General features: G+C 59.9%; 18 protein-coding genes and 1 pseudogene. 5 read left to right on the forward strand and 14 right to left on the reverse strand.

Features of this window, described 5'->3' with window-relative positions; genetic code table 11:
- Positions 1 to 53: 53 nt before the first annotated feature.
- A complete protein-coding gene (gene pyk, locus JFT63_RS08730) occupies positions 54 to 1,505 on the reverse strand; it encodes a pyruvate kinase (protein ID WP_005790976.1) in 1,452 nt (483 codons plus the stop codon).
- 176 nt (positions 1,506 to 1,681) lie between these two features.
- Between pyk and JFT63_RS08735 the strand changes: the two genes are divergently transcribed.
- Together JFT63_RS08735 and JFT63_RS08740 are read left to right on the forward strand one after the other, a co-directional pair.
- Positions 1,682 to 2,056 carry a tetratricopeptide repeat protein gene (locus JFT63_RS08735; protein WP_057704397.1) on the forward strand — a complete coding sequence of 125 codons (375 nt, stop codon included), beginning with the start codon at positions 1,682 to 1,684 and terminating at the stop codon, positions 2,054 to 2,056.
- A gap of 220 nt (positions 2,057 to 2,276) precedes the next feature.
- Positions 2,277 to 2,636: a PilZ domain-containing protein gene (locus JFT63_RS08740; RefSeq protein WP_186560413.1), complete on the forward strand. Its 360-nt coding sequence runs from the start codon at positions 2,277 to 2,279 to the stop codon at positions 2,634 to 2,636.
- A 10-nt stretch (positions 2,637 to 2,646) separates the two neighbouring features.
- Here JFT63_RS08740 and JFT63_RS08745 read toward each other — a convergent pair whose 3' ends face one another.
- Genes JFT63_RS08745 through JFT63_RS08770 form a run of 6 tightly spaced genes read right to left on the reverse strand, consistent with a single transcriptional unit; the run spans position 2,647 to position 9,317 of the window.
- Complete coding sequence (locus JFT63_RS08745; protein ID WP_198843787.1) at positions 2,647 to 3,978, reverse strand: DUF58 domain-containing protein; 1,332 nt, start codon at positions 3,976 to 3,978, stop codon at positions 2,647 to 2,649.
- A gap of 7 nt (positions 3,979 to 3,985) precedes the next feature.
- Positions 3,986 to 4,981: an AAA family ATPase gene (locus JFT63_RS08750; RefSeq protein ID WP_198843788.1), complete on the reverse strand. Its 996-nt coding sequence runs from the start codon at positions 4,979 to 4,981 to the stop codon at positions 3,986 to 3,988.
- Positions 4,978 to 6,135: a DUF4350 domain-containing protein gene (locus tag JFT63_RS08755; protein ID WP_198843789.1), complete on the reverse strand. Its 1,158-nt coding sequence runs from the start codon at positions 6,133 to 6,135 to the stop codon at positions 4,978 to 4,980. Before JFT63_RS08755 ends, JFT63_RS08750 begins: the two co-directional genes overlap by 4 nt.
- Complete coding sequence (locus JFT63_RS08760) at positions 6,132 to 7,661, reverse strand: DUF4129 domain-containing protein (RefSeq protein ID WP_198843790.1); 1,530 nt, start codon at positions 7,659 to 7,661, stop codon at positions 6,132 to 6,134. The genes JFT63_RS08755 and JFT63_RS08760 overlap by 4 nt, the downstream gene beginning before the upstream one ends.
- Positions 7,648 to 8,628: a stage II sporulation protein M gene (locus tag JFT63_RS08765; protein ID WP_198843791.1), complete on the reverse strand. Its 981-nt coding sequence runs from the start codon at positions 8,626 to 8,628 to the stop codon at positions 7,648 to 7,650. The genes JFT63_RS08760 and JFT63_RS08765 overlap by 14 nt, the downstream gene beginning before the upstream one ends.
- Complete coding sequence (locus JFT63_RS08770) at positions 8,625 to 9,317, reverse strand: RDD family protein (protein ID WP_186560422.1); 693 nt, start codon at positions 9,315 to 9,317, stop codon at positions 8,625 to 8,627. Before JFT63_RS08770 ends, JFT63_RS08765 begins: the two co-directional genes overlap by 4 nt.
- A 167-nt stretch (positions 9,318 to 9,484) precedes the next feature.
- Here JFT63_RS08770 and sbcB point away from each other — a divergent pair, with 167 nt between their 5' ends.
- Positions 9,485 to 10,912, forward strand: coding sequence for an exodeoxyribonuclease I (sbcB, locus tag JFT63_RS08775; RefSeq protein ID WP_057704405.1), 1,428 nt, complete (start codon positions 9,485 to 9,487; stop codon positions 10,910 to 10,912).
- Between the two features lie 90 nt (positions 10,913 to 11,002).
- Here the strand turns inward: sbcB and mvaT are convergent, their stop codons facing one another.
- Positions 11,003 to 11,377 (reverse strand): histone-like nucleoid-structuring protein MvaT, encoded by a 375-nt coding sequence (gene mvaT, locus JFT63_RS08780; protein ID WP_005790963.1) that lies wholly within the window; start codon positions 11,375 to 11,377, stop codon positions 11,003 to 11,005.
- 347 nt (positions 11,378 to 11,724) lie between these two features.
- Between mvaT and purU the strand changes: the two genes are divergently transcribed.
- Complete coding sequence (gene purU, locus JFT63_RS08785) at positions 11,725 to 12,573, forward strand: formyltetrahydrofolate deformylase (RefSeq protein ID WP_005790961.1); 849 nt, start codon at positions 11,725 to 11,727, stop codon at positions 12,571 to 12,573.
- 123 nt (positions 12,574 to 12,696) lie between these two features.
- Here the strand turns inward: purU and JFT63_RS08790 are convergent, their stop codons facing one another.
- The 5 genes and pseudogenes from JFT63_RS08790 to JFT63_RS30055 all read right to left on the reverse strand — a co-directional run.
- Complete coding sequence (locus JFT63_RS08790; RefSeq protein ID WP_198843792.1) at positions 12,697 to 13,806, reverse strand: lysylphosphatidylglycerol synthase transmembrane domain-containing protein; 1,110 nt, start codon at positions 13,804 to 13,806, stop codon at positions 12,697 to 12,699.
- A complete protein-coding gene (locus JFT63_RS08795) occupies positions 13,794 to 14,546 on the reverse strand; it encodes a DUF2334 domain-containing protein (RefSeq protein ID WP_198843793.1) in 753 nt (250 codons plus the stop codon). Before JFT63_RS08795 ends, JFT63_RS08790 begins: the two co-directional genes overlap by 13 nt.
- Positions 14,539 to 15,660, reverse strand: a complete 1,122-nt coding sequence (locus JFT63_RS08800) for a glycosyltransferase family 4 protein (RefSeq protein WP_186560426.1) — start codon at positions 15,658 to 15,660, stop codon at positions 14,539 to 14,541. The genes JFT63_RS08795 and JFT63_RS08800 overlap by 8 nt, the downstream gene beginning before the upstream one ends.
- Positions 15,661 to 15,874: 214 nt before the next feature.
- Positions 15,875 to 16,639 carry a methyl-accepting chemotaxis protein gene (locus tag JFT63_RS30050; protein ID WP_407071394.1) on the reverse strand — a complete coding sequence of 255 codons (765 nt, stop codon included), beginning with the start codon at positions 16,637 to 16,639 and terminating at the stop codon, positions 15,875 to 15,877.
- A gap of 93 nt (positions 16,640 to 16,732) precedes the next feature.
- A pseudogene (locus tag JFT63_RS30055) lies at positions 16,733 to 17,764 on the reverse strand (cache domain-containing protein); the annotation flags it as partial.
- A 205-nt stretch (positions 17,765 to 17,969) separates the two neighbouring features.
- Between JFT63_RS30055 and JFT63_RS08810 the strand changes: the two are divergent.
- On the forward strand, positions 17,970 to 19,448 hold the full coding sequence (locus JFT63_RS08810) for a helicase HerA-like domain-containing protein (RefSeq protein WP_057704410.1): 1,479 nt from the start codon (positions 17,970 to 17,972) through the stop codon (positions 19,446 to 19,448).
- Between the two features lie 4 nt (positions 19,449 to 19,452).
- On the opposite strand, the gene JFT63_RS08815 is transcribed toward JFT63_RS08810, so the two are convergent.
- Positions 19,453 to 19,908 (reverse strand): DUF721 domain-containing protein, encoded by a 456-nt coding sequence (locus JFT63_RS08815; RefSeq protein ID WP_186560428.1) that lies wholly within the window; start codon positions 19,906 to 19,908, stop codon positions 19,453 to 19,455.
- Positions 19,909 to 20,158: the final 250 nt, after the last annotated feature.

Here is a 20,158-nt window from a genome sequence, read left to right on the forward strand (position 1 = left end):
GCAAAAGGCCCCACCATTTTCATGGCGGGGCCTTTGTATTTTCAGCGTGTCAGTCAGACCTGTGGGTCGCCCACATGCAGGATCTTCATGCCATTGGTGCCACCGGTGGTGTGGTAGCTGTCGCCCTTGGTCAGGATGACCCAGTCGCCTTTCTCCACGACACCGCGTTTGACCAGCTCGTCGATCGCCTTCTGGCTGACTTCGTTCGGTGCCAGCGACGCCGGGTCGAACGGGATGGTGTACACGCCACGGAACATGGCCGCGCGGGCCTGGGCTTCGCGGTGTGGGGTGAACGCGTAGATCGGCACCGAGGAGCGGATGCGCGACATGATCAACGGCGTGTAGCCACTTTCGGTCAAGGCGATGATCGCTTTAACGCCCGGGAAGTGGTTGGCGGTGTACATGGCTGCCAGGGCGATGCTCTGGTCGCAGCTTTCGAAGACCTTGCCGATGCGGTGGCTGGAGGTCTTGCTGGTCGGGTGCTTTTCAGCGCCGACGCAGATGCGTGCCATGGCCTGGACGGCTTCCAGCGGGTAAGGGCCGGCGGCACTTTCAGCCGAGAGCATCACGGCGTCGGTGTAGTCGAGCACGGCGTTGGCCACGTCGGACACTTCGGCGCGGGTCGGCATCGGGTTCTGGATCATCGACTCCATCATCTGGGTCGCGACGATCACCGCTTTATTGTGGCGGCGTGCGTGCAGGATGATCTTCTTCTGGATACCGATCAGCTCGGCGTCACCGATTTCCACGCCCAGGTCGCCACGGGCAACCATCACGGCGTCGGAAGCCTTGATCAGACCGTCGAGGGTTTCATCGTCGGCCACGGCTTCGGCACGTTCGATCTTCGCCACCAGCCAGGCGGTACCGCCGGCTTCGTCGCGCAGTTTGCGGGCGTATTCCATGTCGGCGGCGTCGCGCGGGAAGGACACGGCGAGGTAGTCGACTTCCATTTCGGCGGCGAGCTTGATGTCGGCCTTGTCTTTTTCAGTCAGGGCCGGCGCTGTCAGGCCGCCACCACGGCGGTTGATGCCTTTATGGTCGGACAGCGGGCCGCCGATGATCACGGTGCAGTGGAGTTCGGTTGGGGTCGCGGTGTCGACGCGCATAACCACGCGGCCGTCGTCCAGCAGCAGTTCGTCACCGACGCCGCAATCCTTGACCAGGTCGGGGTAGTCGATACCGACGACGTCCTGGGTGCCTTCGGTCAGCGGGTGGCTGGTGGAGAAGGTGAACTTGTCACCGATCTTCAGCTCGATCCGCTTGTTGGCGAATTTGGCGATACGGATTTTCGGGCCTTGCAGGTCACCCAGCAATGCAACGAAGCGGCCATGTTTGGCGGCCAGGTCACGCACCAGCTTGGCGCGAGCCTTGTGCTCGTCCGGGGTGCCGTGGGAGAAGTTCAGACGGGCAACGTCCAAACCAGCCAGAATCAGCTGTTCGAGGACTTCCGGCGAGTTGCTGGCCGGGCCAAGGGTGGCGACGATTTTGGTACGACGGACGGACATGCACAGACTCCTGAGTTCAAGCGCTGGGGAAGGCTACTATGCTCTTTCGTTGTAGTCATTGTTCGTTTGCACTACTTATCGACGATTGCCTTTGTTTTTGCTGCGGTTGGAGAGGCAAACAGCCTTGAAGATTTTCGCTCGGGGGTCGATACACTGCACATGACAGGAGAACCCCCATGCGAATTTTGCTTGTTGCTGCCCTGGCCGTCAGTGTTGTCGGCTGTACCCGCTGGTCCATGGACCACCATTTGAACAACGCCTACCGTGCCTATGGGGTGGGCGACTGCGCACGTGTCACCCTGGAATTGTCCCAGGTCGACCGCGAAAGCCGGACCCGTCGCTATGTGCAGCCGGAGGTTTCGATGTTGCGCGGGCAGTGCCTGGAGCGACAAAAACTGTTTGTCGATGCCGCACAAACCTATCAGTTCATCATCAGCCAATACCCGTCGAGCGAGTATGCCTACCGCGCCCGTGCCCGGCTCGATACCTTGCAGCAACTGGGGCATTACCAGGGCGGGAGCGTCGCAAAACCACGGCCTGCGTCTTTGTAATGATATTTGTCATTTCATAGCTGGCCCGTCGCCAGTCTTGGGCTATTCTTTGAATGTCCGTTTGTATAGGTTTCCATTCGAACGGATGCAAGGCCCTGATTCGGTAGCAGTCTGACGACAGGTGGTATCCGTCGTCACACCGAGATACAGGGAGAGCGAGCAGCTGCTTGTTCCGAATCACTGCACGGTCATACTCTGGCTATTGGATGGCGACATAATTATGTTTACTGAGCGACGGATCGAACGGCATCAATTACCTTACTTTTTGCAGGTGTTCAACCGTATAACCGACAAGCCGATCGGTTTTTTGGGCAATGTGTCTGAAGATGGGCTGATGTTGATCAGCCAGTTACCCATGATGATCGACGTGGATTTCGAGCTCTGCTTGAAAATTCCAGCGGCGCAAGGCGAGTTTTATATGATTGATCTCACGGCGACCTGCTTGTGGAGCCGCGAGGACGTGAATCCCCAGCATTACGACTCCGGATTTCGCGTGCAGCAGCCGCCCGAAGAGTACGGGCAGTTGATCAGCGCCTTGTTGCAATACTTCAGCTTTGATTCTCAACAGGCCTCTGTCTGAACACTGCCAGTTAGAAAACCCCGGCTTTTTTCCATCCCAGGTAGCGCGTCACCAGTGTGGCGCCCAGTTCTGACGGCAACGTATCCAGTACTGAAAGCCCATGAGCGCTCAAGCGATCATGGAGTTGGTTGCGGGCGTTGAGGTAATCGATTGCGCCGCTGTAGGCCAGTGCTTCGGGGAGTGTTTGCACAGGGGCCAGGCGCAGTTGATCGAGAACTTCCTCTCTGAGGCTGGCCACCAGTACGCGGTGTTGCCTGCCGATTCGTTTGACGGCGCTCATCAGCGCTTCATCATCCTCATCTCGCAGGTTGGTGACGATGATCACCAGTGCCCGGCGTTTTTGCCGTGCCAGCAATTGATGGGCGGCCGCCTCATAGTCGGCGGTTTTTCGGGTGGCCTCCAAGTCGTAGACAGCATTGAGCAAGGTGTTCAACTGGCCACTGCCCTTGACCGGCTTCAGGTAGCGCGGTTGGTCGCCGGCAAAGGTGCATAAACCCACGGCATCGCCCTGTCGCAAGGCGACGTAGCTCAAGAGCAGGCAGGCGTTGAGGGCGTGGTCGAAATGGGATAGCTCGGCATCCTGGCTGCGCATGCGCTGGCCGCAATCGAGCATGAATACGATTTGCTGGTCGCGTTCGTCCTGGTATTCCCGGGCAATTGGTGTGCGTTGCCGGGCGGTGGCCTTCCAGTCGATCTGGCGCAGGCTGTCACCTTCACGAAACTCGCGCAATTGATGAAACTCCAGGCCTAATCCCCTGCGTTGATGTTGGCGCACGCCCAGCTGGCTCAGCCAGTTATCCACCCCCAGCAATTGCGCACCGTACAAACGGGCGAAATCCGGGTAGACCCGGGTGGCGTCGGGGGTTTGGACCCATCGCCGTGCCGACCACAAGCCCAATGGGCTGGGCAGCCAAAGTTCGCAGCGACTGAAACTGAAATGCCCGCGTCGCAAGGGGCGAACGCGATAGCCTAGCTCGCCGTGCTCGCCGGGGCGCAATTGGATGGATTGAGGCAAGTTATCCACACTCAGGCCATCGGGCACGTGATCGAATACCTGCACGGTCAGTGGCTGAGGATAGTCGTGCTCCAGGCACAGGCGCACTTCCTCCCAGCGCCCCAGCGCCAGGCTGCTGGGCAATTTCCTGTGGACGCGCGCCGAGGGGCATCGATGCAAGCGTGCGGCATCCAGCAGCGCCAGCAGCAGCAACGCCAGAAGCAGGCCCCAGGCCACTGACTGCAAGGTTTCAGGTACCTTGATCTGCAACGCAACCGAAGCGCCCAACACGATGTTCAGGCCAAGCAGCACACCCAGCCAGATCAGCAGCAAACGGGTTGGTTTCATGGCCGTGTCATTGCCTTGGTGCCGCAACTTGGTCCAGCAACTGCTTGAGCACCTGGTCTACCTCCAGGCCGTCGATGTCCAGTTCCGGCGCAATGCGTACCCGATGTCGCAGCACTGCCAGGGCACAGCCCTTGATGTCATCGGGCGTCACGAATTCTGCACCACGCAGCAGCGCCCGGGCCCGGCCGCCGCGTACCAGGGCGATAGATGCTCTGGGCCCGGCACCGAGGGTCAGCCCTGGCCAACTGCGCGTGGCGCGAGCCAGGCGCACAGCGTAATCGAGCACTTGTTCATCCAGGGGCAGGTCACTGGCGATCTGCTGCATCAGCACCACATCCTCGGCTTGCAGCACCGTGCGCAACGGTTGCACATCCAGCATGTCTGCCCTGGACGAGCGTGTCACTTCGCGGACCATGTCCAGTTCTTGTTGGGCGTCGGGGTAGTCCATGCGCAGCTTGAGCATGAACCGGTCCAGCTCGGCCTCGGGTAATGGGTAGGTGCCTTCCTGCTCGATGGGGTTCTGAGTCGCCAGCACCATGAAGGGCTGGCCGATGGGCAATGCCTCGCCCTCCAGGGTGACCTGGCGTTCCTGCATGGCTTCGAGCAACGCTGCCTGGGTTTTGGCCGGGGCGCGGTTGATTTCGTCGGCCAGCAACAGGTGGGTAAACACGGGCCCCTTGCGCAGTTTGAACTGTTCAGTCTGCAGGTCGTACACGGCGTGGCCGGTGACATCGCTGGGCATCAGGTCCGGGGTGAACTGGATACGGGCGAAATCACCGCCAAAGCACCGGGCCAGTGCCCGTACCAGCAAGGTTTTGCCAAGGCCGGGTACACCTTCAAGCAGTACATGGCCACCTGCGATCAAGGCGGTGAGCACATCGTCAATCACCTGATCCTGGCCAATCACGGCCTTGCGCAATTCCACCCGCAGGGCCTGGGCCTGCTGGCTGGCACGTTGCAGGTTTTCGGCGGTCAGGGCGGTGGCCATTGGAGAGTCGCTCATAAGGCATTCCTGAGGGTTTGCAGGCACGCAACCTGTCGGCTGAAATCGGCGCTGGAGAGCCGTTTCTGCGTCAGTGGTTCGAGCGCCTGGCTGATGATATGAGGGGGGTGTCGCGTCAGGTGTTCCAGCACCCGCCGCTGCTCTGCTGCAGTGAGATGCTCAAAGCCTGGATGGCGCCGCCGAGCGGCGCGCAGGAGGTCGTGCTGCAAGGCTTGCAGCAAGGTGCCCTGACCGCTGCGGCGCAGCAGGAAATCGGCGCTGGCCTTCAAATGTTCCTGAAGTTGCCGACGTGCCTTGGGGACCGGTGCCTGGATCGGGCCCTGGCGCATGGCGGCCTGCCACAGCGCCAGGGCGATCAGTGCAGCAAGGGCGATGAGGGCCTGTGGGAAATATCGGATCAACAGGGTCAGCAGATCGTCCGTGTCACTGTTGAACAGCAAGGTTACGTCAGTCTCCTGGGTCAGGTACCACAGCAACCAGGCGTTATCGTGTTTGCCGATGTTTGGGGTTTTCCACAGGTCGCTATCGGTAATCACAGTGACGCGGCCTTGCCCCAGGTTGAGTTGCATCAGGTGGCTTGAATCGGCGCTGTTGGCGGAAAACTGCGCCAGGTGCTTGGGGTCGATAAGGTTGAAGTCGGTGTCAAAACTGAAATACGCCGGGTCAGTTTCATTGTCGACATAAAATTTGGTCAGGTCTGCCGCGGGCTTTTTACGTGCGGGCGCCGGTTCATCGAAGGTTTCGCTCAAGGCCTGGTGGATATCAAGGCGATCAAGCAACAGGTCGCCGCTCTTGCCGGTTTCCTCGTCCCACAATGCCTCGGCGACCAGCAGCAGGTGCCCGCCGGACTTTGCCCACGCCAGCAGTTGCTCGACCTGGCGCGGGGTCATGTTGCTGCGCTCCCCCAGCAGCAACAGGCTATGGCCTTTGGCCGGTAGGTTCGCAAGCTGCTCAAGGCCGTTGGCGTGTTCCACCACCAGGCCTTGCTGGTGCAGAAAATGCTCGGCGGCCAAATAAGGATTGGCCAGTGCATCCGGCGACGGGCCGCGATCCACTACTTCGTCATAGGGGATTGCCTTATGCCAGGCATACAAGCCACCCACACCCAGCAGGCCTACCAGTAGCAGCGCCAACCACAATAATGGCCGTTTCATTGGCTGGCTCCGTCAGTGAACAGAGTGCGCCAATCGCTGCACAGCTTTTGTTGGGTTGAGGAGGGCGGCAAGCGATGACCATAGGCGAGGTTTTGCCAGTGACGCGTCAGTTCGTCGCTGAACGCCAGCAACTGCGGTTGCTGCAACTGTTGAACGCGCTCCAGCACCTGGCCTTCGGTGTCGGCGCTTTTGAGCGGCAAATTGAATTCATGCAGCAGGCGGCTGAGCAGGCCGCGATACAGCAAACCAAGGGCTTGCCGTGGCTGGGTGGGCCATAACTGTTCGGCGGCGCTGGCGATGTCTTGCGGCAATGTCTCGACCCCCAGTTCCAGCCCGAACAACTGAGCAGGGGGAGGTGTGGGGGGTTCAGGGCGGGCACGCCGGTTGCGGCTGACAAAGGTGCGCAGCCACTCCCGGTAACGCCATCCCACCAGGGCAAGTCCGCCAATCAACAGGCTCCACAGCAGTATTTCCAGGGTTTTGGCGAGGGGCTTGAAGCTGTCTCTGTTGAGGTTGTCGAGTAAGGCCTGGAGCCAGTCGGGTAGTTTACCGTCGCCACGGGCTGTGTTTTTGACTGGCGGCTTTTCTTCACCAAACCGATAGCGGGTGACGGTTTCCGGGTTCTTGAAGGGCGGCTTGTCCAGCAGTGCCTTGATGGACTGACTGGCAGCCTGTGTATTGAGTGGCTTGTGGCCCGTTGTTTCATCGGCCATGGCGGATGGGCTGAACGGTATCAGCGCCAAGCCGACGGCCAGCAGCAACAGCGCTGCAACGCTACTCAGGCGCTGACGCAACCGGCGGAATACCAACTCCAGGTCCCAGGCTTCAAGAGCTGTACGACGGTTGAGGTACAGGCTGAAGCCACAGGCAACGTAGATGGGTTCCCAAAACACCAGGACCAGTGCGTAAAAGGCATTGCCCAGGTGCTCCACCCACAGCACGTTTGAGCTGGTTGCCAGCGCCAGGCGCTGCCAGTCCCAATCCATTTCCAGCTGCTGGGGGATGAATAAATAGAACAGCGCCATGGCGCCGAACCACAGGCCGATTTCCAGGTGTACCCCAATAATCGTCAGCCAGCGGGCGGCACCGGCGTTACGTTGCAGTAATATCCCCAGGCGCTGTTGCCGCGCCTGCCCCGCGAGCCCTTCAAGTTGACTGACCGGCAGTGTGAAGCTGCGGCTCATGCTCAGGCGGCGCCAGGTCAGGCTGGCAAACAGTTGCCCCTTGAGCAGGTGTGGCCACCGGCGAACGGCCTGTTTGAGACTGGGGCGCTCGCCAAACAGGGCCTTGGAAAGAATGTACAGCGGCAGGCGGTCGAAAGCCGGCTTGAGCCACCAGAACAGAAACATGGCCAGCGACGGGTAATTCCACAGCAGCACGGTCAGCGCAATAAACACAGGAAGGCTCACCATTGCCCAACTGCCCATCAGCAGCAAACGATGTTGCCTGGCCATCAGGACGCCCAGGTCCATGGCTTCCCAGGAAGTGCGCGGGCGAATCACCACGCTGGCGTCAGTCAGGCGCATGGCGAGCCCGTCCGGCGAAGATCAGGTAAACAGCCACCAGTAGCCAGAGCGCAGTGCCTACCAGGTATTTGAGCCAGGGCTCGAAGTGGGTGGTGGAGGACCAATAGGCTTCGATGAACGCCGCGATCAGCAGAAACACCATGACCCCGCAGAGCATCCGCACGCTCTTGTGGGCTGCCAGGCGCAAGGCCTCGCCTCGTGGCAGCCGCCCGGGAGCGATCAATGACCAACCCAATTGCAAACCCGCAGCACCGGCCAGCGCAATGGCGCTCAATTCGAATGCGCCATGACCGATGACGAATGACCAGAAGGTCTGCCCATAGCCAATGTCGGTCAGGTGCCCCGAGACCGCGCCGATCATCAAACCGTTGAAAACCAGAAAGAACACGCTGCCCAGGCCGAACAACAGGCCAGCGGCAAACGTCTGGAAGGCGATGCCGATATTGTGCATCACATAATAGCCAAACATCATCCAGTCCTCGCTGGCTGCGCGCTCGGCGGCGCGTCCCAAGCGGCTGGCAGCGGGATCGTACATGCCCTGCATCTCGGCCACCTGTTGGGCGCTGACGATGCTGTAGATCAGGTCGGGGAACAGGTAGACCAGCAGCGCAATGCCCACCAGGCTGCCAAAGAACAGCAAACCGGCGATCAGTACGAAGCGCCATTGTTCACGTACCAGGCGCGGGAAATCGGCGAGCAGGAACGCCAGTACATTGGCCGCCAGTTGGCGGCGATGGCGATATAACTGTTGATGGCCGCGCAGCGCCAGTTGCTGCAGGCGGTCTACCAGGTAGCTGCTGTAGCCACGCTGCTGGGCCAGGGCCAGGTGTTGGCACAGGCGCCGATATTGGTGAGGGAAGTCCGCCACCTCGCCATCCTTGGCTTTGCCTTGCTCCAACTGCTCAAGTTGCTGCGCGAAGGTTTGCCATTGCGGCTGGTGGCGGCTTTCAAAAAGGCTTTGCTTCATGTCGGCCCCAATAAACCACGTGCCACACCGTTGAGTTGTTCCACGGCGCGTGCCGGGGGGACTTGCAGGGGCGTGGCGAGGATTGCGGCCAGCTCATGCACGCGTTCGGCAGAGAGCTCGGCCTGGCGCTCGGCAAAACCGAGTATGGCCCGCTGTTCGCTCAGCTCCAGTGCAAAGGGCGGGCGCAGCGCGGCCGCTTGAGGGACACGCGGGCGCACCAGCGGTAGTTCGCGATAGACCACCAGTGTGCCGGCGGCCAGATCGCCCAGGCGCTTGAAGTGCGGGTGTTGCAGGCAACTGATCGCGCCGAGGAAATAGCCGAAAGGCAGCATGTCGACAAAGCGCAGCAGGTTGCGGATCAGCGAAGCCGACCAGCCAATGGGCGTGCCATCATCCTGGACCACCCGCAGGCCCATGACCTGCTTGCCCGGCGAGCAGCCCTGGTTGAGCACTTCGAACAGCACCATGTACCACCAGCTCACCAGGAACAGCAGCAGCGAACCCAGCCCGAGGCCAATATTGCCCAGCAGTGCCAGGGGCACCAGCAGGATACCCATGATGATGCCACGCACGCCCAGATCGAATGCAAAGGCCAATGCCCTGGGTGGCAGGCCGGCAGGGCGCAAGGGCAGGTCGATCCCCTCCGGGGTCTCGATTTGGTAATGGGTATCCAAAGGAGCTGGTGGCATTGCGATCCTTGGCAGTGCAAAGCGAGTAAGAGACACGGATGCTAGCAGTGTCGAGGCTGGAAGCAACCACTCAAGGTTTTGCTGGGTATTTATACAGTAAAGGTATCGCTGGCCCCAGACGCCTTGCAACGCCTAGACTTTGTCGGTCTTCAGCACAGGAATAGCCCGTGACCTCGATTTTCTGGTACGACTATGAAACCACCGGTATCAACCCGCGCAACGATCGCCCGCTCCAGGTAGCCGGCATTCGCACCGATCTTGAACTCAACGAGGTCGGTGCGCCGATCAATCTTTATTGTCAGCCCGGCGACGATATCCTGCCCCATCCGGCTGCGTGCGCGATCACCGGTATCACGCCAGGCGTTCTCGCGCAGAAGGGCCTTGCCGAAGCCGACTTCATGACCCGGGTGCACGCCGAACTGGCCGCGCCAGGCACCTGTGGCGCCGGTTACAACACCCTGCGATTTGACGATGAAATGACGCGCTACAGCCTGTATCGCAATTTTTTCGACCCCTACGCGCGCGAATGGCAGGGCGGCAACAGCCGCTGGGACTTGATCGACGTGATGCGCACTGCCTACGCGTTGCGGCCGGAGGGAATTATCTGGCCTGAGCAAGACGGGCGCGTGACCCTCAAGCTTGAGCGGCTGACCCAAGCCAATGGCATTGATCATGGTCAGGCACACGATGCGTTGTCTGATGTGCGTGCAACCATCGCCCTGGCGCGATTGGTCCGGGAAAAGCAGCCCAGGCTGTACGAGTGGTTATTTCAACTGCGCAGCAAGCAGCGGGTGATGGATGAGGTGCGGTTGTTGCAACCGATGGTGCATATCTCCGGGCGTTTTTCCGCCGAACGCCATTACCTGGGCGTGGTATTGCCCCTGGCCTGGCACCCGCGCAACCGCAATGCGTTGATCGTCTGCGACCTTGGGCTCGACCCACAGGGGCTGCTGGACCTGGATGCGCAGACTTTGCGCGAGCGCCTCTATACGCGCCGGGATGAGTTGGCGGACGGTGAACTGCCGGTGCCTCTCAAACTATTGCATATCAACCGCTGCCCAGTGGTAGCACCGTTGAAGGTGCTGCGCCCGCAAGACCGCGAGCGTTTGCAATTGGATATGGACACCTGTCAGGCGCGGGCGCTGCGGCTAACTGACGCACAGCAAGTTTGGCGCGATAAGTTGGCAGCCATTTACGCCGAGGAAGACTTTGCGTCGAATGCGGACCCGGAGCAGCAGCTCTACGATGGTTTTATTGGCGATCGGGATCGCCGTTTATGTGAACAAGTTCGCCTGGCGGAGCCCGCGCAATTAGCACATCAGTCGTGGCCGTTCGATGACCATCGTTTGCCGGAATTATTATTTCGCTACCGCGCGCGTAACTTCCCTGAAACCTTGAATGCCGAGGAACAACAACGCTGGAGACTTTTCTGTCAGCAACGTTTGTCGGATCCGCAATGGGGAGCACCGAATACCCTGATGGCATTTAAGCAGGCGCGTGAGGAGTTGGCGCTTAGTGCCACCTCATTCCAGCGTCAGGTGCTGGATGGATGGCAGGACTATGCCGATTCTTTAGCGGCCCGCTTGAGCCTGTAGGCCGGTAATTACAAAATATTCAGACAATAAAAAACGCCAGCAGGCTGGCGTTTTTAATGTGTAGCGTATCGGGGGAACGTCCGACCAGGCTTAGCCCAGTAGAGTAGCCCAACCTTCAACTACGTCACCGCCCCACTTGGCTTTCCACTCTTTCAGAGTTTTGTGGTTGCCACCTTTGGTTTCAATCACTTCGCCGTTGTGCGGGTTTTTGTATTGCTTGACTTTGCGAGCACGCTTGGTGCCGGTAGTTTTTACAGCACCGCGTGGCGCTTTAACTTTCGACTCTGGATCCAGCAGCGCGATGATGTCACGCAGCGATTTGGAGTATTCACCCATCAGGGTGCGCAGTTTGCCTTCGAATTCCAGCTCGGTTTGCAGCTTGTCGTCTTGGGACAGGTTCTTCAAACGGGCTTGCAGCTCTTTGATAGCTTCTTCAGTGGCGCGGTATTCGTTGATCAGAGACATGTGGACTACCTTATGTAGAACGCTGATTGACAGGGTGAGTGGCCTAATAATAGTCAGGCAATTTCACCAAGTAAACATTTAAGACGATATTTATGTGAAGGAGATTGAATGTTTGTGGCAAAGCGATGCAAAAGTGTTAATTGCAGCCGTTACGCCGAAAGATAAATACCTTAATTTTCGCTAACTGTCTGAGCTTGCCGTTGTACGGTCATATAGCGAGGGTAAGGCCTTACGCTATTAAGGGCTGTTGTCACGAGGTGGCTGCAGAATAAGGCGCAACGAATACTGCAGTTTTTCTGCGCAATCGCTAGAATAGCGGCCTTTGCGAAGTTCTGGAGTTCCCCCTAATGCGCACTTTTCGGCTGGTGATTGCTTGCCCGGACCGGGTTGGCATCGTTGCCAAGGTCAGTAACTTTCTGGCTTCCCACAATGGTTGGATCACCGAGGCGAGTCATCACTCGGACGATCTCAGCGGTTGGTTTTTCATGCGTCACGAAATCCGTGCCGATACGCTGCCCTTTGGCCTGGAAGCTTTCCGCGAGGCGTTCGCGCCCATCGCCGAAGAGTTTTCGATGACCTGGCACATCACCGACACGGAACAGAAGAAACGCGTAGTGCTGATGGCCAGCCGCGAATCCCACTGCCTGGCAGACCTGCTGCATCGTTGGCACAGCGACGAGCTGGACTGCGAGATTGCCTGCGTGATCTCCAACCATGACGACCTGCGCAGCATGGTCGAGTGGCATGGCATCCCGTACTACCACGTACCGGTCAACCCGCAGGACAAGGAGCCGGCGTTCGCCGAGGTGTCGCGCCTGGTCAAGCAGCATGAAGCGGATGTGGTGGTGCTGGCGCGCTACATGCAAATCCTGCCACCTGAACTGTGCCGTGAATACGCCGGTAAGGTGATCAATATCCATCACAGTTTCCTGCCATCCTTTGTTGGGGCCAAGCCGTATCACCAGGCCTCCCTGCGTGGCGTAAAGTTGATTGGTGCGACGTGCCACTACGTCACCGAAGAGCTGGACGCCGGCCCGATCATCGAGCAGGACGTGGTGCGTGTCAGCCACAGTGACAGTATCGAAGACATGGTGCGGTTCGGCCGTGACGTCGAGAAGATGGTATTGGCCCGTGGCCTGCGTTACCACCTGGAGGATCGGGTATTGGTACATGGCAACAAGACCGTAGTCTTCTGATCGACCCGCTTGGGTTGAATAAGCAGGGGCCTGGGAGTAAAACTCCTCAGGCCCTTTTTTATTCCTGCCTTAAGGAGGCGCCCATGACCGATCCGCTCGATAAAGCCACCTCCAGGGCGCCCGCTACGGTGGGCGAGGGCTGTCTGAGTCGCTACGACCCGCAGGCGCTGAGCGCCGAGGATGGTACTGAGTTTCCCGATGCAGCCCGTTTGTGGGAACAGCTGCAGGTGCAGGACGAGCCACCTGTCGACCCTGTAAAAGACGCTTGAGCAACGGTTTGCCGACCATCAGCACAAAGACTGGGGCGCCGGCCAGCAGATAGAAGTAATAGGTAACCGCCCGCCAGATCAGGATAGCCGCTGCCGCAGTGGACTTGCCGACCATGGGGGCCAGTAGGGCCGCTGACGTCAACTCCGCCGCGCCCGCACCGCCCGGCAACAGGCTGAACTGCCCCGCCGTCAGAGACAGCATCTGGATCAGGAAGCTCAAGGCCCACTGCACATCACCCCCCAAACCGCGCAACGCCAGGTACAACACGCTGTAGCGCAGTAACCAATGCAGGCTGGTCAGCGCGAACACCCCGAGCAATAAGGGCCAGGGTAATTTCAGCGTGGCAGTGAACGCCGCGAGAAAACGCAGCAACCTGCGGGCCCAGCGTCGGCGCGTGCGCGCCCTTACCTTAATGGCCTTGAGCATCGCGCCGGCCAGGCGAATCAACCGACGATGAAAGCGCACCACCGCCAAGCCGGTGAGGACCCCGCCGATCATCGATACGGCACTGAGCCCCAGCAACCATTCAAGGCGCGGGTTGAGGTTATGGAACAGCGCATACAAAACAATTCCCGCCAGGGCGCACAGAAAAAACAACAAGTCGCTCAACTGGTCCATGGCGAATACCGCGCTCGCACGGGCAGGGCGTATGCCATTGCGCGCCAGCAATGCCATCAGGGTCAGCGGTCCGCCGCTGCCGCCGGGTGTGGCGCACATGGCGAACTCGGTCGATATCACTGCACCCAGGCTTTTGAGCCGTCCCAGTTGGCGGCCTTGCTCGCCCAGCAACAGACGCAGACGCAGGCTGTTGATCAGCCAGCAGCCGATAATCATGGCAAACATCCCCACTAGTTGGGGGAAGGGAAACTGCCGCAGGCGCGCAACCGTTTCGCCGCCGCCCAGCCACGCGGGTATCAGCAGCGCGACCAAGAGGGCCAACAGCAGCCAGATCAGTCGGCCCATGACTGCGTCTTCAGCCAGGCAGCCTTGGTGTGGGGGCGTCGACCCGCGTTGAGCAAGCGTTGCAAGGTTTGCAGCCAATAACGACGGGAAAACTCGTGACGCATGTCTACCGGGTGCAATCCCAATCGGATCAACGGGGCCTTGTGCCAGCGCTGCTCGCGTTGGTCGCTGAGGACTTTGGACAAGCCCCGGCGCCAGGCGCTGCGGGCGCTCCAGACCAGGCCCGGGGCCTTGATGGGGGTGAAGTCAGGCAGGCGATAAAGATGCTGTGGGTCGCTGGTGTAGCAAAGCGGCAATTGGCGCAAGGCCTGGCGGGTGCCGTCGCTCATCAACCAGGCCGGGGCGACAAAGCCGTGCAGCGGCCAGTCATTGCGCTGGAATATTTCGATACCGGCGGTCAGTCGCTGCAACGCCTCGGCCTCGGACAGCTGGTAAAACTCGCCTTCATGAGTGTAGATGCGCCGCATAAACCACTCTTTCGGTGAACGCGGCGCAGGTTGGTCATCGCAGTGGTAATAGCCGTGCAAGGTGAGTTCGTCACCCTTGGCGACACGGCTGTCGAGCAGGCGACGAAAATCGCTGTGGGCTGCCAGGGCATCATGGTGGTGGAAGTCCGGCACCACCAGCCAGGTGATGGGCACGTTACCCAAGGCATCAACGGCCTCGACAAAGGGTCGGTAGTCGGTCCAAGTACTCGGTGCCACATCGTGCAGCACCAGCATCAGCGCAGGCTCAGCCATGGGCAAGCATCGGCTTATGACTGCCCAGCACTGCGTAGTAATGCCCCAGCAGGCTGTCGACCACCGTGTCCCACGCGTAATGCTGCTCGACATGGCGCCGAGCCTGGGCGCCCAGACGCCGGCTGTCGGCGCTGAACAATTCGCGCACCGAATCGGCCATCGCCTTCGGGTTGTTGGGCGCACACAGCAGGCCACAGCGCTCATCGACAATCTCGGTGAAAGCCCCGGCCGCGACGGCGACGACCGGGATGCCACTGGCCATGGCTTCCAGAATCACCAGGCCAAAGGTTTCCTGGTCGCCGCCATGCAGCAAGGCGTCGGCGCTGGCCATCAGCCGGGCGACATGGTGGGCGGGGCGGAACCCGTCTATCACAGTGACATTGTCCGGCACGCTGGCTGGCATACCGGAGCCCACCAGCAGCAAGTGATAGCCCTCGCCCAGGCGCTTCATGCAGTTGAGCAATACCGGCAGGTTTTTCTCCTTGGAACCGCGTCCGGCGAAAATCAACAGCCGCGTATCCTGGCCAATACCCAACTCGGCACGCAGGCCGGGGTCGCGCACCTCCGGAGTGAAGGTGTGCAGGTCGACACCCAGGGGTTGGACGAATACGTTTCTTACCCCGAGCCCACTGAGTTTGTCGGCCATCACCTGGCTGGGGGCGAGCACTCGGTCAAAATTCCCATAGAGCTTGCTGACATAGGCTTCAACGTTCGGCGTGAACCAGGGGCCCATACGGTTACTGACCAGCAACGGCAGGTCGGAGTGGTAAAAACCGATGACCGGCACATCCAACTGTCGCCGGGCGTCCAGCGCGGCCCAGGCAGTCAGGTACGGATCGCCGACCTCGATCAGATCGGGCTGTAAATCGTGCAGGACATTTCGCCATGGCGCCAAGCGAAGGGGGAAGCGATAACCCTTGCCAAAGGGCAGAGCAGGGGCCGGTACCTTGAAGACACCGTCCTGTTCGCTCAAGTGCGCGCCGGGGATCAACAGGCTATGGCGAATCCCGGGTTTGAGCGCCAGACGCCGGTGCTTGGCGTCGAGGTAAGTGCGTACGCCACCACTGGCCGGGGCGTAGAACATGGTTATGTCAGCGATATGCACGGTGAACATCCCTCCGATCCATTGCTCTCCCTAGATGGACCTGAGGTAAGGATAGATGTTCGGTTTAGATTCGCAGGATGACGGTGCGGACAAACAGCACGCTGTAGGAGCGAGCTTGCTCGCGAAAAACTCACAGACTCCGCGTTTCTTCAGGCAGCCCGCGTTATCGTTGACGTTTTTCGCGAGCAAGCTCGCTCCTACAGGTGGATTAAGGTGGCGGACCTCAGATCCGGAAGCTGCCCACCAATTGTTTCAGGCGCGAGGCCTGTTGTTCCAGGTCCGAGCAGGCGCGTAGCGTCGATTGCAGGTTTTCCACCCCTTCCTGATTGAGGGTGTTGATCTCGGTGATGTCCATGTTAATCGACTCCACCACTGAGGTCTGTTCTTCAGTGGCGGTGGCGACCGACTGGTTCATGCCGTCGATCTCGCCAATGCGCTGGGTCACGCTGTTCAAGCGCTCACCGGCCAGGTTGGCGATTTCCACGCTGTCCAGGCTGTGACGCTGGCTTTCACTCATGGTACTGACCGAATCCCGCGCGCCCACTTGCAGTTCCTCAATCATCGTCTGCACCTGTTGCGCCGATTCTTGAGTGCGATGGGCCAGGTTGCGCACTTCATCGGCTACCACCGCAAAGCCACGCCCGGCTTCCCCGGCGCGCGCGGCTTCGATGGCGGCGTTGAGTGCCAGCAGGTTGGTTTGCTGGGAAATGCTGGTGATCACTTCCAGGATCTGGCCGATATTCACGGTCTTGTTGTTAAGTGCTTCGATATTGCTGCTGGAGGTGCTGATCATGCTCGACAGCTGCGTCATGGCCTTGATATTGCGCTCAACGACTTGCTGGCCGTCTTCAGCCAAATGCCGGGCGTCGCTGGCCTGATTGGAGGCTTGTGCGGCGTTGCGTGCGATCTCCTGGGCGGCGGCACCCAGTTGGTTGATGGCGGCGGCGACGCTGTTGGTGCGGTTGGCCTGTTCGTCGGAGTTGACCATCGACGAGTTGGAGGCGCTGACCACGCGCAGAGCTACTTCATTGACCTGCTCGGTGGCTGACGACACTTCGCGAATCGAGGTGTGGATGCGCTCCACGAAACGGTTGAAAGCGGTGCCCAGGGTGCCGAACTCATCGTTGTTCTGAATGACCAGGCGGCGGGTCAGGTCGCCTTCGCCGTCGGCGATGTCTTGCATGGCCCGGGTCATCAGGTGCAGTGGCTGCAGCAGCACGCGGATCAACATGCCCAGCAAGGCGATGATGATCACTACTGCGATGAGGGTGGCGATCACGGCCGAAGTGCGGAACTCACTGAGCATGGCGAACGATTTGGCTTTATCCACCGACACGCCCAGGTACCAGTTCACCGATGGCAAGCCCTTGATCGGGGTAAAGGTCACGATGTTGGTTTTGCCGTTGGCTTGTACTTCGCTGAAGTCGCCGCTGATCTTCGGCGTGTCCTTTGGATACACGTCAGCCAGGGTCTTCATTACCAGAGCCTTGTCCGGGTGCACCAGTACCTTGCCATCGGCACTGACCAGGAAGGCATAGCCCATGCCGCCAAAATCCAGCGCGCCAATGTTATCCACCAGGGTTTGCAGGCTCAGGTCACCGCCGACCACGCCGACACTTTGGCCGCCCTTGGCACTGGGGGTGGCCACGGAGATGATCAGTTGGCCGGTGGCCGCGTCGATATAGGGTTCGGTCAGGGTTGAACCGTTGCTGGCCTGGGCGCCCTTGTACCAGGGGCGAACACGCGGATCGAAGCCGTCGGGCATCTTGGTGTCAGGACGAATGGTGAAGGTGCCCTGGCTGTCACCGACGTAGGTCGCCATGAACGAAGAGGTCAGCGCTTTCTGTTCCAGCAGGCCGGCAACCACTGAGGGTTCAGGGTTGATGGCAATGTTTTGCGCAGCGTTTTCCACCAGGGCGATACGCCCGGTGAGCCAGGTCTGGATGTTGCTGGCGGTAACGTCCCCCATTTCGTGCAGGTAGTTATTGAGGTCGTCACGAATCGCATTGCGCTGCAGGTAGTCGTTGTAGAGGGTAAACAACGCGAAGGCGGCGATGACGATAAGGGAGGCTGCAAGCAGGATCTTGTGGCTGAAGCGCAGATTTTTATTCATGGCTTGTAGGGTCCGCTAAGGTCTTAATATCCGAGGCGCGTCCTATAGGGGAGGCGCAAAATGGCAGCGTTAAAAAAGGTGTGGTATTTCTGGTGATAGCTCCGTTGGTCCGTATCGGAATTATCTGACCGTTTTTTAGTCTTTGTCGGGCTTACATCCGTCTATATCGACCTCGCAGCACTAAAGATTAACCATAGGTGACGAAATGCCTGACTCCACACAACTGCTTATCGGTGCCGGCCTTGATGGCCAGCCCATCGCCCAGTCCATGCGTCTGGCCAACCGTCATGGGTTGATCGCCGGTGCCACGGGGACCGGCAAGACCGTCACCTTGCAGCGCCTGGCCGAAGCTTTCAGTGACGCGGGCGTGGCGGTGTTCGCCGCCGACATCAAGGGCGACCTCTGCGGCCTGGGGGCCGCCGCCAACCCGCAGGGTAAAGTGGCCGAGCGCATTGCCGGTATGCCGTTCCTTGATTACAAGGCCCAGGCGTATCCGGTCACCTTGTGGGATATCCACGGGCAGACCGGCCATCCGCTGCGCACCACCATCAGCGAAATGGGCCCGTTGTTGCTCGGCAGCCTGTTGGAACTCACCGACAGCCAGCAATCGGCGCTCTATGCGACTTTCAAGGTGGCCGATCGCGAAGGTCTGTTGTTGCTGGACCTCAAGGATCTCAAGGCACTGCTCAACCACTTGCGCTATCACCCGGAGCTGCTGGGTGACGACGCGGCGTTGATGACCACCGGCTCCAGCCAGGCACTGTTGCGGCGCCTGGCGGTGCTGGAACAGCAGGGCGCCGAAGCGCTGTTTGGCGAGCCGGCCCTGCAACTTGAAGATATTCTGCAGCCGGCCAGCGATGGCCGCGGGCGCATTCACCTGCTCGATGCCAGCCGGCTGGTGCATGAAGCGCCGAAGGTCTACGCGACCTTCCTGTTGTGGCTGCTGGCAGAGCTGTTTGAGCAGTTGCCGGAACGGGGCGATGCCGACAAACCGCTGTTGGCGCTGTTTTTCGACGAGGCGCATTTGCTCTTCGCCGATACGCCAAAAGCCTTGCAGGAGCGTCTGGAACAAGTGGTGCGCTTGATTCGCTCCAAAGGCGTCGGCGTGTACTTTGTCACCCAATCGCCGGGCGATTTGCCGGATACGGTGCTGGCGCAACTGGGCCTGCGTATCCAGCATGGTTTGCGTGCGTTCACTGCCAAAGAGCAGAAATCCCTGAGGGCGGTGGCCGATGGTTTCCGTCCCAACCCGACCTTCGATACCTTGTCGGTGCTCACAGAGCTGGGGACTGGTGAGGCGTTGGTGGGAACCTTGCAGGAAAAGGGCACGCCGGAAGTCGTCCAGCGTGTACTGGTTGCTCCCCCGCAATCGCGGATCGGGCCGCTCAGCGCAGCAGAGCGTGCGGCGTTGGTCGCCGGTTCGCCGCTGTTGGGTCGCTATGACAAACCGGTTGACCGGGAGTCGGCCTATGAAGTGCTGATGGCTCGCAAGGAGCTTGGGCCCACCGAGGAAACCGCAGCGACTGCCGAAGAGCCGAGCTTTACCGACAAGGCCGGTGCATTCCTTGGAACTACTGCCGGCAAGGCACTGAAATCAGCAATGCAGCAGGCGGCCAATCAAATGGGGCGCCAGTTGGTACGTGGCCTGTTGGGTTCGTTGCTGGGCGGCAGCAAACGCAAATAGCGTTTCAGGCCTTGGGCCGGGCATGGGCGGCCAGCCGTTCCAGGGCGGCGCGCAAGCCTGGGTCGCTGATCCCTTCGGCGGTTGCCTGGAGGGTTTCAGCTGCATTTTCCGACAGATCCATCGTATGCCCCACTGCGCCTTGCGGCACGGTGGGCGGCTGCACCTTGAACTGAATGCGCGTCAAACCGGCGAACTCTTCAAACACCATCAACTGGCGCTGCAAGCGTTTTTGCTGATAACGCAAGCGCGTGGCCCAATGACCATCGGTGACAATCAGTAGCAGATTGCCTTCACGCCAGGACGCCACATGACAATGTTCACGTGCGGCCGGTTGCAGCTGGCTTTCAAGCAGGCGTTGCAAATGGCCCAGGCGCTTGGCATGGCCAAAGATGGCTTTCAACGGCTTGGCTTCGCGAAGCAACACGCCGGGAGCGCGGGCTGTGAGAGGGCGAAATGCCATGTTTAGACACCTTAGGTAATAGAGCGGCTATCTTAGCAGAAAGCGCCTGCACACCCCGAGGCTCTGCCTCGGCTGGGCTTTGCCCATGAAATCAATAAGTAACTTCTGCGCTCTATGGGTTGAAGTTCGCGCAAAAGCCCTTATTTTAAACAAGCCCTCTCATAGCGCCGCGCCTGCATCGGGAAACAACGTTACTTTCCTCACCCACGATTCCGGGTAGAATGCGCGTTCGCAATGCGGCCGTGAGGGC

The sequence above is a fragment of the Pseudomonas sp. MF7453 genome (genome assembly GCF_016405455.1).
GTDB lineage: Bacteria > Pseudomonadota > Gammaproteobacteria > Pseudomonadales > Pseudomonadaceae > Aquipseudomonas > Aquipseudomonas paralactis.